The organism is Yersinia nurmii (assembly GCF_001112925.1).
Classification (GTDB): domain Bacteria; phylum Pseudomonadota; class Gammaproteobacteria; order Enterobacterales; family Enterobacteriaceae; genus Yersinia; species Yersinia nurmii.
The window spans coordinates 105,708-120,220 of sequence record NZ_CPYD01000006.1 but is presented as its reverse complement, the minus strand read 5'-3'; the positions used below and the strand labels follow the sequence as shown (position 1 = coordinate 120,220).

The window sequence follows — 14,513 nt, the reverse complement described above, 5'->3', positions numbered from 1 at the left end:
CTTCCCAAATCAACGCGATGTTACCGCGATAAATATCCTCTATGCCGCGATTGCGGCATTCGATTAGACGCCCTCCCGCCGCCGCACTAAAATTGTGACAAATTCCTCTCAAGTATTTAAATAAAAATTTACTTATTCGAAACAACATCTGCGGCCATCAATCATGAAATTCAAACCATCGATCAAACCTTATACTGCCGCAGCCGGTGGTTGGGGTTCACTGGAAGCTACGACCCGTTTTGTGCTGGACAGCAAGCGTGCGCTCGCCAATATCCGTAATCTGCTGCGGGTCAATCAGGTCAAAGGTTTTGACTGCCCTGGCTGTGCCTGGGGCGATGATAATCACAGCACCTTCAGTTTTTGCGAGAACGGCGCCAAAGCCGTCAGCTGGGAAGCCACGCGTAAAGCCGTCGAACCAGAATTCTTCGCCACACATACCTTGACAACCCTTAGCCAGCAAAGCGATTACTTCCTGGAGTACCAAGGCCGTATTACCCACCCAATGCGCTATGACGCCAGCACCGACCGCTATCGTCCGGTAAGTTGGGAAGAAGCTTTGGGATTGATTGCCCATCACATCGGCGCGATGACTAATCCGAATCAGTTAGAATTGTATACCTCCGGTCGCGCCAGTAACGAAGCGTCCTATTTATACCAACTGTTTGGTCGTATGCTAGGTACGAATAATTTTCCTGATTGTTCGAATATGTGCCATGAAGCCAGCGGTACCGGGCTAAACCAAAGTATCGGCGTGGGTAAAGGCACCATTCGTATGGAAGATTTTGAACGTGCGGATGCCATTTTCGTCTTTGGCCAGAATCCTGGCACCAATCATCCGCGGATGTTGCACAGCCTGCGTCACGCCAAGGATCGCGGCGCGCGCATTGTCAGTTTTAATACTCTCCGGGAACGCGGTCTGGAGCGTTTCGCCGACCCGCAGAATCCGATTGAGCTGCTTACACCGAAGTCTTCTCCGATCAGTTCATCCTATTATCAGCCGAATTTAGGCGGTGATATGGCGGCGGTGCGCGGTATGGTGAAAGCCCTGTTAGAAACGCATCGCGAGCAACTCTCTATGGGGTTAAAAGGCATATTTGATCAAGCATTTATCGATCTGCACACGCGAGGATCTGCCGCCTATTTTGCCGCCGTCGACAATACTTCCTGGCAGAAAATCACTCAACAATCAGGCTTGAGCGAAGAGCAGCTACGCCACGCAGCCCGAGTTTACCAGCATGCCGAACGGGTTATTTTCACTTGGGCAATGGGCATTACTCAGCACAAACACTCCGTGGCCACGGTGCGTGAAATGACGAACATGCAATTGCTGTTCGGTCAGCTCGGTAAGCCGGGAGCTGGCCTGTGTCCGGTACGTGGTCACAGCAACGTACAGGGCAACCGAACCATGGGCATCGACGAAAAACCGTCTGCCGCCATGTTGGATCGACTGGCCGCACACTTTGATTTCACCCCGCCGAGAGAAGCCGGTCACAATACCGTGGAAGCGCTGGAAGCCATGTTGCGTGGCGAAGTGAAGGTATTGATCGCTTTGGGTGGGAATCTGGCCGCCGCCGCGCCAGATACCGAACGCACCGCTCAGGCGCTGCGCTGTTGTCATTTAACCGTGCATATCAGCACCAAGCTGAATCGCAGCCATTTGGTGACCGGAGCCGACGCCTTAATTCTGCCAACGTTGGGGCGCACTGAACGGGATATGCAAGCCAGCGGCTCGCAATACATCACCGTAGAGGACTCCTTTAGCATGGTGCATGCCTCTGAAGGCGTCGGTAAACCACTGTCCGATAGCCAACGTTCGGAGACCGCAATTGTTTGTGCCATCGCCAATGCGGTGCTGGGAAGCGATAAACTGAACTGGCTAGCGTTAGCAGACGATTATCACTTGATTCGCGACCATATCTCCGCCACGGTGCCGGGTTTTAGCGATTTTAACGCCCGTTGCGAGCAACCGGGCGGTTTCTATCTCGGCAGTACCGCCGCCGAATTGAAATTCACCACTGCCAGCGGAAAAGCCGAGTTCAGCGACGCTCCTTTACCAGACAGTTTATTCCCGCAGATTGGCAAGACCAAAGCGCCTTTCGTGCTACAAACCCTGCGTTCTCACGATCAATACAACACCACCATTTACGGATTGGACGATCGCTATCGGGGCGTTTATGGGCAGCGGGAAGTCCTGTTTATCAACCCGCAGGATTTGGCGGATTTAGGTTTGGAAGATGGCAATCAGGTAGAAATTGAAACTCTGTGGAATGACGGTATTACCCGTAAGGTTAACGGTTTTAAACTGGTTAGCTATGACATTCCCCGTGGCAATCTGGCGGCCTATTATCCGGAAACCAATCCATTAGTTCCGCTATCGAGTTTTGGCGATCAAACCCATACGCCAACCTCCAAATCTATCCCGGTGGTGATACGTTCGTGGCAGGAGCCACACTCGCAACGTATTGCCTGAATTAGGAATATTTCTCTTATGCAGGGCATTCATGATGCCCTGCATTATTTAAGGGATTTGTGCATCAGAGTGATATGACGCTTGCCCGACGCGGCTGATTCGCGTAAAACTGTCAGCCGCGAATCACTCGACTCACTACACCATTCACTGGACGATATGTTTCAAGATAACCCGCTGCTGGCGCAGCTTAAACAGCAACTTCACACTCAGACCCCGCGCGTTGAAGGCGTGGTAAAAGGGACTGAGAAAGGCTTTGGCTTTCTTGAGGTAGATGGGCAGAAAAGTTACTTTATCCCACCGCCGTATATGAAGAAGGTCATGCACGGCGACCGTATAATAGCCACTCTCCATACCGAAAAAGATCGTGAAATTGCTGAGCCAGAATCTTTGGTCGAGCCTTTCCTGTCTCGCTTTGTTGGTAAAGTGCAGAGAAAAGATGACCGCCTGTCGATTATTCCAGACCATCCTTTGCTGCGAGATGCTATCCAGTGCCGTCCGGTACGCGAGTTAACCCACGATTTCCAAAACGGTGATTGGGCCGTAGCCGAAATGCGCCGCCATCCGCTCAAAGGCGATCGCGCTTTCAACGCTGATTTAACCGCCTTTATCACTCATGCCGACGATCATTTCGTTCCGTGGTGGGTCACCCTCTCGCGCCATAATCTGGAGCGCGAAGCGCCAGCTATGGTGGTTGCAGAATTAAAGCAGGACGGTTTTGAACGCGAAGACTTAACCGCACTGAACTTTGTTACTATTGACAGCGCCAGCACCGAAGATATGGACGATGCGCTGCATGTGGCAGACAAAGGCGACGGTAGTCTGTTGCTGACTATCGCCATTGCCGATCCGACCTCCTACGTGGACGAAAACAGCGAGTTGGATCTGATTGCGCGTAAACGTGCTTTCACCAACTATCTACCGGGCTTTAACATCCCGATGCTGCCGCGAGATCTGTCCGATAACCTGTGTTCTCTACGTCCGAACGAGCGCCGTCCGGTACTGGTTTGTCGGGTTACCATCGCCGAAGACGGTACGCTGGGCGACGATATTTCATTTTCTGTCGCTTGGGTCGAGTCTAAAGCCAAGCTGGTTTACGATGAAGTGTCTGACTGGCTGGAAAATCAAGGTGACTGGCAGCCGCAGAACGCCGAAATCGCCGAGCAAATCAAACTCCTGCAACGCGTATGCAACGCGCGTAACGCCTGGCGTCAGAAGAATGCGCTGGTGTTTAAAGACCGTCCGGACTACCGCTTCCTATTGGGTGAGAAAGGCGAGGTGCTGGATATCATCGTCGAGCAACGCCGCATTGCCAATCGCATTGTGGAAGAATGCATGATTACCGCCAACGTCTGTGCCGCCATTGTGCTACGCGAGAATCTGGGCTTTGGTATCTATAACGTTCACACCGGTTTCGATCCGGCGCTGGTCGAGCAGGCTGCGACAGTGCTGAAAGCCAACGAAGTGGACGCCGATCCTCAGGCTCTACTGACGTTACCAGGCTTCTGCGAACTGCGTCGTCATCTTGATTCGTTGCCGACCCAGTTCCTTGATAGTCGTATTCGTCGTTTCCAGACCTTTGCGGAAATCAGCATCGAACCAGGCCCGCACTTTGGCTTAGGTTTAGAGGCTTACGCCACCTGGACATCGCCAATTCGTAAATACGGCGATATGGTTAATCATCGACTGCTGAAAGCGGTAATTACCGGTCAACAGGCCGAAAAACCACAGGAAGAGATTACCGTTCAACTGGCCGAACGCCGCCGCCTGAACCGTATGGCCGAGCGCGATGTGGGTGACTGGCTGTACGCCCGTTATTTACAGCCAAGCGCAGGTACCGATACCCGCTTCCCTGCAGAAATTATCGATGTGACTCGCGGTGGTTTACGCATTCGTCTGCTGGATAACGGCGCGGTCGCCTTTATTCCTGCGCCATTTATTCACGCGGTACGTGATGAGATGGTATGCAGTCAGGAAACCGGCACCGTACAAATCAACGGTGAAGTGGTTTACCGTCAGAGCGACAAAATTGAGGTTGTCATCGCGGAAGTCCGTATGGAAACCCGTAATGTGATCGCTCGCCCAGCCGCCTGAAACTAGACGTTCTTCGTTAAAAACCGTGTGGATAGCCAACTATCCTACGGTTTTTTTTTAATCTTTCTGCCTATTCCTCCTCACTTATTTCCCCAGCCAAAAAATCCTGTCAGCTCGCAATTTGTAAGCAAATGCAAACATTTATGACATTAAAATAATTCGTGCATCACAGATTTCGCTCTATGGGCTTTTCTTCCACGTTGAAGATCATATGTTAACGGTTCGTTAATCAAATAGACCTATACCCTCACACTCTGCCCCTACCAACCAAGGAGTTGTTGTTCATGAAAAACGTCAAGACCGCCGTTATCTGGCTGATTGTGGCGTTAATCGGTGCTTTTGCCTTTGCTATGCTGGCGCTCAGCCGCGGCGAACACGTAAATGCCATCTGGTTAGTTATCGCCGCGGTAGCCTGCTACAGCATCGCTTACCGTTTCTACAGCCTATTTATCGCCAAGAATATCTTTGAGTTGGATGATCGTCGCCTGACACCCGCCGAACGGCGCAATGACGGTCTGGACTACGTTCCTACCAACAAATGGGTGCTCTTCGGCCATCACTTTGCCGCTATCGCCGGTGCCGGCCCGTTGGTCGGCCCAATTTTGGCCGCGCAAATGGGCTTTTTGCCGGGCACTATCTGGATTTTGGTCGGCGTAATGATGGCCGGGGCAGTGCAGGACTTCCTTATCCTGTTTATTTCTACCCGCCGAGATGGTCGCTCGCTGGGTGAAATGGCGAAGCAAGAGCTGGGGGCATTCGCCGGGGTGATTACTATGCTTGGCGCATTGGGGGTCATGATCATTATCCTGTCCGCCCTGGCGTTGGTGGTAGTCAAGGCGCTGGCAGACAGCCCGTGGGGGCTATTCACTATCGCTGCCACCATTCCTATCGCGCTGTTTATGGGCGTGTATATGCGTTACCTGCGTCCGGGGAAAATTGCTGAGGTCTCCCTGATCGGTTTCGTGTTGATGATGGCCGCTATTATTTATGGTGGAAATATTGCCCTTCACCCTTATTGGGGGCCGTTCTTCACGTTACATGGCACGACTCTGACCTGGGTCTTAGTGATCTACGGTTTTATTGCCTCGGTGCTGCCGGTCTGGCTGTTACTGGCTCCCCGTGACTATCTGTCTACCTTCCTGAAAATCGGCGTTATCATTGGTTTGGCTATCGGCATTGTCTTCGCTATGCCGGAAATGAAGATGCCTGCGGTATCCCGCTTTATCGACGGCAGTGGGCCGGTGTTCTCCGGCAGCCTGTTCCCATTCCTGTTTATCACCATTGCTTGCGGAGCTATCTCTGGCTTCCACGCCTTGGTTTCCAGCGGTACCACGCCTAAATTGGTCGAGCGGGAAAGCCACATTCGCTTTATTGGCTACGGCGCGATGCTGATGGAATCTTTCGTCGCGATCATGGCTTTGATTTGCGCCTCGGTTATCGATCCTGGCGTTTACTTCGCCATGAACTCCCCGGCAGCGCTGATCGGTACTACGGTGGAAAGCGCCTCAGCGGCGATCAACAGTTGGGGATTTGTGGTGACGCCGGAAGTGTTAACCATGATCGCCAAAGACGTGGGGGAAAACTCCATTCTGTCGCGAGCCGGTGGTGCACCGACCTTCGCCGTGGGTATGGCTCATATCATTAGCGAAGTCTTTAATAGCCGCAATATGATGGCGTTCTGGTATCACTTTGCCATACTGTTTGAAGCCATGTTTATTTTAACCGCAGTGGATGCAGGAACCCGCGCCTGCCGCTTTATGGTGCAAGATTTGGTCGGCGTGGCAGTGCCAAGTCTGGCCAATAACCGTTCCTGGTTCGGTAATCTGGCGGGAACCACCGTCGCTGTCGCTTGCTGGGGCTTCTTCGTCTACCAAGGGGTTGTTGACCCATTGGGCGGGATTAATACTCTGTGGCCACTGTTCGGCATTGGTAACCAGATGCTGGCGTCGATGGCGCTGATTCTGGGCACCGTGGTGCTGTTCAAAATGAAGAAACAGCGCTATGTCTGGGTGACGATTGTTCCAACTATCTGGTTGTTTATTACCTCGATGACCGCCGGTTGGCAGAAGATTTTCCATGAAAAACCGAGCATTGGTTTCCTGGCGCAGGCAAAGAAATTCTCAACCGGCTTAGAACAAGGGGTATTAATTGCTCCGGCCAAAAGCTTTAAAGACATGGAAACTATCGTGTTTAATAACCAGATCAACGCCGCCCTCTGCGCTTTCTTTATGTTAGTGGCGGTAACGATGCTGATTTCTGCATTCTTCGTGGTACGTCGGGCGCTGAAATCCAGTAAACCCACCGCTCATGAGAGCGAAATTGTGTTACGCGAGGAGGTCGCTCGTGGTTAATTCAGGTTTAATTTTCCAGCAGAAATCTGCCGCTGCCCGGTCTGGGCTGCATATCCTACGCTGTGTTCCTTTGGCTCCGCTGATGCCCCAACCGAAAAGTCTGTGGGGCAAAGTGAGGCTGGTCGCCAAGCGAACTGCCCAGAGTTTTCGTTTGATGGTTGGCGTGCAGGATTACGGTAATTATCTGCAGCATATGCAGCGTCATCATCCGGAAAAAACGCCGATGACCGAACGGGAATTCCACCGTTATTGTCTGGATGCGCGTTTCCCTAGTCAGGGCGGAAAGCTAGGAAAGTGCCCGTGTTAGCGGAGATTCCAGCCTAATATTCAGTACTCTATACAGGCGAGGAATTAAGTGACGATGTAACGCCTCATCCGCAACGATGAGGCGTTTTTTATTGGATGAAAAACCAAAATCAGCACAGTGTCTCACTCACAGGACCGTTAACTCAACATCGGCGACCCAAATGCGCTCTGCCAATCTTGTTCAAACTGCTCGACTGCGGCCTGTACCGCTGGCGTTGAAATAAACTGTTCGGCGACGTCTACCGGTAGCGTCACTGATTGACAGCCCGCCAGCAGGCAATCCAAAACCTGCCTCGGCGTGCGGAAACTGGCCGCCAGCACTTTGGCCTGCGGCGCATGTAAATTCAGCAGTTGCTGCAACTCGCGCACCATCGCCACGCCATCCTGGCCTTGCGCATCTAACCGGTTGACATAAGGCGCTACATACTCTGCCCCCGCCAACACCGCCAGCAATCCCTGACCGGCACCGTACACTGCAGTACCCAAGGTCGGAATTGACATAGTTTTCAATTTTTTAATCGCTGCCAGCCCCTCGCTGGTCACCGGAATTTTCACCACCAGTCCCGGCACTCGTTGAGACAATAACATCGCCTCCGCCACCATTCTTTCGCTATCGCTGGCAATCACCTGAGCAAACAGCTTGCCGGTTCCTCCCAGAGCGTCCCGCAGCGCGGGCAGCACTTCCCATATCGGCTTCCCCTCTTTCGCCACAATACTCGGGTTAGTGGTCACGCCCTGTAAAGGCAAGATACGCGCCAACCGTTTTACTGCCGTCACGTCCGCCGTATCGAGATAAAGCTCCATGGGGATCTCCTGATTCAATAAATGTGAGTGCCAAGATCATATGACTAATCATAAACTAATCGAGGTTATTATAGGGTGATCGCTGTCATAGCTGTTTTACCGCCGATCTGGCCGCGGGTCAAAATGGATGTTCCTCATGATTCCATTCGGGTATTTCGCAGCTCGGCTACCACACCTCCCGCCAGATGATGACCATTATCAGGTATCATTCAGTTTTACAGCCTTATCAAGGTAAAAACCCAGTGCTATTCTGGATTAATTGCTATACGTCAGGCTATTACTACGCCGCGCCATTTCTCGCCGTATAGCGCGACTTTTGCCCATTGGCGCAACAATTTAATACGCAGACAGGCTCATCCCATCGGCGTAAATAGTGGAGATTAAAATGGCGGAAATCGTATTTAACCGTGAACAGACCCGTCTCATGGCGCAGAAAATTCAGCGCTATCTGGAGCGCGAACATAAGTTCGAATTAGGGGATTTTGAAGCCGAATTTTTATTGGATTTTTTTACCCAGGAACTCGGCGCTCATTATTATAATCAAGGTATTGCCGATGCTATTGCACAAGTAGAAGCCAAAATGGAAAATATGGTGGATACCCTGCTGTGGCTAGAGAAACCCGTCCATAATTAATTAATTAGAAAGGCCGGCCAATCAGAATGGCTCGTAAAGACGGTGACTTCAAGTTTCAGCAAATACGGATAACCTTTGGCCGACATCATTGGCAATCAGGAAGTCACCATCGATTGGAGAACATGAGCTGTCGTTCTTATTGACTAATCGTGCGATTTTACGCACATCCTCGCTTTTGCCTGTCAATAGGTGTCAAATTAAGACTATTTACCTATTAAATACCTCTTAGTGATTTATACTATTTTCTACGGGGGTATTTACCGTCAAATTATCATTAATCTGGCATTTAAGTCAGATTAACGTTTTATATACCGTTACTTTAAAAAATGACCCACCAGCTAAAGTTGGAGTAATGCCTATACTTATTGAGGTAACTCCAGCGGAGTAATGTCCGGCAGCCCATGAGTTAATGGACAATATTCCAGGCCAACGTCAGGAGAATTTATGATGATTAAGACTAAACGATTTGCTACCGCCGCTCTGGCTATTACTTTAGCGTTATCCCTGAGCGCCTGCTCCAATATGTCCAAGCGCGATCGTAATACCGCTATTGGTGCCGGTGCCGGTGCCGTGGGCGGCGCCGTACTGACCGGCAGCACACTGGGTACGTTAGGTGGTGCAGCTATTGGTGGGGTTATCGGGCATCAAGTGGGTAAATAATAAGGCGAGTTATTCCCTACTTGATCGTTCCGCTGAAATATCTTTCGCTGCGGCGGTGATTTAAACCGCAGCGAAAGTTGTTGCTTAAATAACGTTGCTATCAGTCCAGCTACATACCAAACGATTATTTCAGATGGCAAAAAACCGATGGGTGGAGTGAATGAGTGACGCCAGAAAATAGTCGTCCCCAACAGGGATTCTCCTGATATCAACCTCCGGCCAGCTTGACCTTCATTCCTTTCGCTTCCAATAACTGTTTCAATAGCTCCCGCTTATCACCCTGAATTTCGATCACACCATCTTTTAATGAACCACCGCAACCGCATTTTTTCTTTAATTCCGCCGCCAGTTTCTCTAGCACTTCATCACTGCCATCAACGCCGGTAATCAGGCACACGCCTTTGCCTTTACGCCCGCTGGTTTGTCGTTGGATACGGACAATGCCGTCGCCCTTTGGACGCTCAGCCTTCACCACGGGTTCGTCAATGCGCCCGGTTTCCGTTGAATACACCAACCGACTACTATCGTTAACCATTAAGCCCCCTTTACCAAAGATGCCCGAATATCCCGTAGCGTTTGCGCTGGATTTTCTGATTGCGTAATCGGACGCCCGATCACCATATAATCTACACCGGCCGCCAGCGCCTGTTGTGGCGTCATAATCCGGCGCTGATCCAAAGCCTCACTGCCTACGGGGCGGATACCCGGCGTCACCAACGTAAAGTCACTGCCGCAGCTCTGTTTTAAACGCACCGCTTCCTGAGCAGAACAGACCACGCCGTCCAGGCCGCAGTTTTTAGTCAGTTTAGCCAGACGCTCGGCGTGATCGGCCGGATCGGCGTCAATACCGATGCCGAGTAAGTCTTCTTTTTCCATACTGGTCAGCACGGTCACGGCGATCAACAGTGGAGCCTGCGCGCCATAAGGCAGCAATGCTTCTTTTGCCGCCGTCATCATACGCGCACCGCCGCTGGCGTGGACATTCACCATCCAGACGCCCATTTCTGCAGCGGCAGCCAAGGCTTTAGCGGTAGTATTTGGAATATCGTGAAACTTCAGATCCAGAAAAACGTCGAACCCACGCTGATGCAGATCACGCACCAACTGAGGACCAAACAAGGTAAACATTTCTTTGCCGACTTTTAACCGACAATCGCGCGGGTCAACGCGATCGGCAAACGCCAGCGCCGCGTTTTTATCGGCATAGTCCAATGCGACCACAATCGGGGAAGATCCTGAGTCATTATTATTGGTTTTAGTATCCGACGTCATGTTTCTGCCCTCTGTCATATATGCAAATAATCAAGGCTGCCTTTAACGGCTAACGACACGCTATCTATAACAGCCACTCAAAAATATTAACCGACCGCATTCTACATGGCGTCGAGGGGAAATTACAGATATCCGTCCCTGTTATCTCTCGAGGGATGACAGTTATCACCACGGCTATGACAACGGCGAGGTGTCAGAGGTATGAAATGTATAAATCATTGCGGAAAGGTCAATTTAGGTCAGCCCTGCCCAATAGTGAATAACCAGTAGAAAGTAAAACAGTTTCAAGAAAGGTAAATTATTAATCAAAACATTTGAATGAGATAATCAGGAGTTTGAGATTTTCATTAATTTAAGATGCTATATCATTCAGTCCATCGGAAGACATCGCCTTCCACTTAATCATAACGGACTGGAGTTTCACATGAAAAATATCAAATATATCGCCTCTGCCTTAGTTCTTTCCCTAGCATCGTTCACCAGCATAGCTTCAACCAGTGTGAACACTCAACAGTCAGCAAGTTTGAACAAAACTGGCGTTATCTCTGCCAGTAACGCCGGTACTCTGACCGAATTGGAAAACGCATTGGCTCAAAAAGCGCAGGCCGCGGGTGCAAAATCTTTCCAGATCACCTCTGCCAGCGGCAACAATAAGCTGCACGGCACCGCTGTTATTTACCAATAAATAACAATTTTGGCCCATGTCAAGATAACTAATCTCATGTAGCTATGACAAGAAGAGCGCCGATGCGCTCTTTTTTGCATTTTATATATGAATTTTTTGTGAATTTTATGTTATCAGCTAGACAGCGCGCTAAACCTCACATAGCTTGGTACTTTCCCCTGCTTAAAGGTGACATGATGAGCGAAGTATCGACCTTAACCATTAAAATTCCTCTGGAATTAAAAGAAAAGATTAAAGCCGCTGCGCTGGAGAAACAGTTTTCGCTCAGCACCGAAGTCTGCGAACGACTGGAGCAAAGTTTTAACCCGGTAGCCAAGAATGCCAAAGCTGGCCGAAAGGACGGGAAAACGCATCACAGTGAGATTGATAACCAGGGAGTTGAAGAGATTTCCGAACAGCCGCTGAGTCAGAAAGAGTTGAAAAAACTGCGGCAGTTGCTCAAAGACGGCGTTAAACCGGCACAAAAGAAGAAGTAGAAAATGACATGATTAGGGTGAGAAAAGTTCTCACCCTACTGTTCCCCGGCCACCAGCCATCGCTGTAAACAATCCTTAGCGATCATTGCCCATCCAGCCCACGAATCGGTTTGACCGACGCCCAAGCGCGGCAAGATGGACAGTGCCAATAGAGCGAATGTGCGGTAAAACCGCATTTATGGCAGCGATAACGCGGTTTGGTTCTGATCTGCTCGCCCACCATATCCCGCAGCAGTAGCAAACTTTCTTTGGCTCGCCCTTCTTCCGCGTCGGCCAAATGGTAATCCATTAAACGATAGAATACCCGCATGGTTGGATGGCGTTGTAGCTGGCGGTTAATATACACCTGCGCCACATCGCGCCCATCTTGCTGTTCCAAAATTTCTGCCAGCATCAGCTCAGCGGTGGCACCGGTATTGTCTTCTACACAACGCTTCAGGAAATCAGACCACGCCTGCGGTTGCTGTAAATGCTGGTAGCAATCGTGCAGCATCGGTAGCGCCTCGCTGACCACTTCTTTATCCTGTTCCAACACTTGCTGTAAAGCTTCCGCGGCTTTAGCAAAATCGCCGCGCGCCATATGAACGCGCCCAAGCATAATTGACACTCTGGCGCAGTCTTTATCGGCGCTTGCCGCCTTTTTCAGCAACCCCATTGCCTTATCCAGGTCGTCACTTCCCATGGCCTGCAGCGACAGTTCGCAATAGAAATGCGCAATTTCGCTACGCTGCTTATCTTTGCCCAACTTCACCAGTTTTTCCGCTACTTCGATGGCTTTGGTCCAATCGCTGGTGGCCTGATGGATAACCAGCAGTTGCTGTAAGGCTCCAACGCGAAAGTCAGCTTCTTCGATCAGTTGGGTAAACATGTCTTCGGCGCGGTCATACAGCCCGGCGGCCATATAGTCGCGGCCTAATTGCTGAATGGCCAACAGACGTTGTTCAAAGGTTAGTGATGCGCTTTCCATCAAAGCTTGATGGATACGAATGGCGCGGTCAACTTCACCACGCGAACGGAAAAGGTTACCCAAAGTAAGATGCGCTTCAACGGTGGAGCTGTCCTCTTTCAACATATCGAGAAAGAGATCGACCGCTTTGTCCTGCTGATTGGATAAAAGGAAGTTAACCCCTGCCACGTATTCACGAGACAGGCGGTTGGCATCCTGTTGTTTATCCTGCTGAGCGCTTCTGCGACCCATGTACCAGCCATAGGCGGCAGCCACGGGCAACAGCAGAAACAGCAGTTCTAACATAGAGAATTATTCCTTGCTGACAGCAGGCTGAGTCGCAGAGTGACGCTCTTCAGCAGGTTGTTCCAGTTGCAGTTCAAGCCGTTTGATTTTGCGCTCTGCGCGTCCCAGAGAAATGCGGACACGTAGATAAAACAGGCCGCAAATAATCCAACCCAAGATCAACCCAATGGCAAACAATGTTGCTAATAACGTTGATACCCGGTATTCGCCCTGAGCCAATAAGTAGTTAAAGGTAACAACCTGATCGTTATTCGCCCCTAACGTGACTGATATCACGAAAATCACCAGTACTAACAAAAAAATCAGCAAATATTTCACGTTCTTTCCCATAGGCCGGATTACCCGACGAATTATGCCAAAAAAGTGGCGACATGACGTTATAAATTAACACTGACCCTGTGCGCAAATAAACCCTGGAGCACGATAAAAGCACGATCTTGAACGCTATTTTGACTTTTTATCGCTTTCATTTAAAAAATAATGAGAAACGCTCACAATCATACGCCAGAGTAAAGATATGGGGCGTCTGCAACCAAAAGCCAATAGCGCCGCCAATCAGATACCCATAACCCCTGATTATAACCGTTGTTCTCGCTGCTCAATTTCTTTTTGCTCTTGCGGCGGAATAGTCAATGGGCCGATCCAACGCTGAACCCCCATAGTGGCCAGTGCCACCAGTAGACCGCTAATGAAGGTCGCGACAATCAGATCCTGTGGCCAATGCATTCCTAGCACCAGACGGCTACCCATCACGCCCATCGCCCATACCATCAATAAGCCGACGGTTTTGTAATGACGACGTGGCCAAAGCAACCCAACGCCCAGCAATGCCCAGGTTGCCGCAAAAACCGTATGTCCAGAGGGAAAAGCAAATCCGGTTTCAAAACGCCAATGTTTGACTAGCCATTTCGGTACCAGCGTTTGATTCTGAAGCTGCTCTTTCACCATTGCGCTGCGTTCTTTACGAGGTAACTGGTAAAATTCTTCACTGGTTAAGTGATTCTGATTTTCCAGCCAGACCACGAACGGACGCGGTTCCTGCACTTGCTCTTTAATCAGAGATTTCACGCCCTGCCCGACAACGATAACCAGCGTTAATATCATCAGCAGACCCGCAGCCGGTTTAAGGCGGAAACGCAAACACCATAAAAACCAACCGCTTAATATGATACTGGTTACTATTCCCCAAGGCGCGGTGACAGTTTCCGTTAGCGCAAAAAGTCCTTTAAGCCAAAATCCGGATGCACCGGGTTGCCAATGCCAACCGGAGATCCATACCGCTACCGGCATAAGTAATAAAAGAACAGTCCCAATAATGATTCGCTTTGCGATGTTTAACATCAAATATCCTTTTCTTTACTTAGCCTTAACCGCAGACCATTTTTTACTTCATTGATAATATACGTAAAATTGATTGGATAGCGAAGTTATCTGTTACACCCTCTTTCATCGCTCATTTGTTGAACAGCTAATAATTTGAAGTTATGGCAATATAAATCATCAAGTGTAGCG

Annotated in this window: 14 protein-coding genes; 8 read left to right on the top strand and 6 right to left on the bottom strand. The window is 50.1% G+C overall.

Going from position 1 to position 14,513, the window contains the following annotated elements:
- The first annotated feature begins 163 nt into the window (after positions 1–163).
- The 4 genes from AD970_RS09590 (at position 164) to AD970_RS19845 (ending at position 7,219) form a co-directional block, all read left to right on the top strand.
- Positions 164–2,470, top strand: coding sequence for an FdhF/YdeP family oxidoreductase (locus tag AD970_RS09590; RefSeq protein ID WP_049598281.1), 2,307 nt, complete (start codon positions 164–166; stop codon positions 2,468–2,470).
- Between the two features lie 156 nt (positions 2,471–2,626).
- Positions 2,627–4,561, top strand: a complete 1,935-nt coding sequence (locus AD970_RS09585; RefSeq protein WP_049598279.1) for an exoribonuclease II — start codon at positions 2,627–2,629, stop codon at positions 4,559–4,561.
- Positions 4,562–4,845: 284 nt separating this feature from the next.
- Complete coding sequence (locus AD970_RS09580) at positions 4,846–6,912, top strand: carbon starvation CstA family protein (protein ID WP_049598278.1); 2,067 nt, start codon at positions 4,846–4,848, stop codon at positions 6,910–6,912.
- Positions 6,905–7,219: a YbdD/YjiX family protein gene (locus AD970_RS19845; RefSeq protein ID WP_049598277.1), complete on the top strand. Its 315-nt coding sequence runs from the start codon at positions 6,905–6,907 to the stop codon at positions 7,217–7,219. Before AD970_RS09580 ends, AD970_RS19845 begins: the two co-directional genes overlap by 8 nt.
- A 137-nt stretch (positions 7,220–7,356) precedes the next feature.
- On the opposite strand, the gene fsa is transcribed toward AD970_RS19845, so the two are convergent.
- On the bottom strand, positions 7,357–8,022 hold the full coding sequence (gene fsa, locus AD970_RS09570; protein ID WP_049598276.1) for a fructose-6-phosphate aldolase: 666 nt from the start codon (positions 8,020–8,022) through the stop codon (positions 7,357–7,359).
- 385 nt (positions 8,023–8,407) lie between these two features.
- On the opposite strand from fsa, the gene AD970_RS09565 reads away from it, so the two are divergent.
- Positions 8,408–8,656 (top strand): DUF2164 domain-containing protein, encoded by a 249-nt coding sequence (locus AD970_RS09565; RefSeq protein ID WP_049598275.1) that lies wholly within the window; start codon positions 8,408–8,410, stop codon positions 8,654–8,656.
- A 444-nt stretch (positions 8,657–9,100) separates the two neighbouring features.
- The gene (gene osmB / locus AD970_RS09560; protein WP_049598274.1) at positions 9,101–9,316 is read left to right on the top strand and encodes an osmotically-inducible lipoprotein OsmB; all 216 of its coding nucleotides are present in this window, start codon (positions 9,101–9,103) and stop codon (positions 9,314–9,316) included.
- Positions 9,317–9,524: 208 nt separating this feature from the next.
- Here osmB and yciH read toward each other — a convergent pair whose 3' ends face one another.
- Positions 9,525–9,851: a stress response translation initiation inhibitor YciH gene (yciH, locus tag AD970_RS09555; RefSeq protein WP_049598272.1), complete on the bottom strand. Its 327-nt coding sequence runs from the start codon at positions 9,849–9,851 to the stop codon at positions 9,525–9,527.
- Complete coding sequence (pyrF, locus tag AD970_RS09550; RefSeq protein ID WP_049598271.1) at positions 9,851–10,588, bottom strand: orotidine-5'-phosphate decarboxylase; 738 nt, start codon at positions 10,586–10,588, stop codon at positions 9,851–9,853. Before pyrF ends, yciH begins: the two co-directional genes overlap by 1 nt.
- Positions 10,589–11,012: 424 nt before the next feature.
- On the opposite strand from pyrF, the gene bhsA reads away from it, so the two are divergent.
- Both bhsA and AD970_RS09540 read left to right on the top strand, forming a co-directional pair.
- A complete protein-coding gene (bhsA, locus tag AD970_RS09545; protein WP_049598270.1) occupies positions 11,013–11,273 on the top strand; it encodes a multiple stress resistance protein BhsA in 261 nt (86 codons plus the stop codon).
- Between the two features lie 176 nt (positions 11,274–11,449).
- Positions 11,450–11,749 carry a hypothetical protein gene (locus AD970_RS09540; protein ID WP_049598268.1) on the top strand — a complete coding sequence of 100 codons (300 nt, stop codon included), beginning with the start codon at positions 11,450–11,452 and terminating at the stop codon, positions 11,747–11,749.
- 82 nt (positions 11,750–11,831) lie between these two features.
- On the opposite strand, the gene lapB is transcribed toward AD970_RS09540, so the two are convergent.
- The 3 genes from lapB to pgpB form a co-directional block, all read right to left on the bottom strand.
- Positions 11,832–13,001, bottom strand: coding sequence for a lipopolysaccharide assembly protein LapB (gene lapB, locus AD970_RS09535; protein ID WP_049598266.1), 1,170 nt, complete (start codon positions 12,999–13,001; stop codon positions 11,832–11,834).
- 6 nt (positions 13,002–13,007) lie between these two features.
- Positions 13,008–13,319 carry a LapA family protein gene (locus AD970_RS09530; protein WP_049598264.1) on the bottom strand — a complete coding sequence of 104 codons (312 nt, stop codon included), beginning with the start codon at positions 13,317–13,319 and terminating at the stop codon, positions 13,008–13,010.
- Between the two features lie 258 nt (positions 13,320–13,577).
- A complete protein-coding gene (pgpB, locus tag AD970_RS09525) occupies positions 13,578–14,342 on the bottom strand; it encodes a phosphatidylglycerophosphatase B (RefSeq protein ID WP_049598262.1) in 765 nt (254 codons plus the stop codon).
- Positions 14,343–14,513 lie beyond the last annotated feature (171 nt).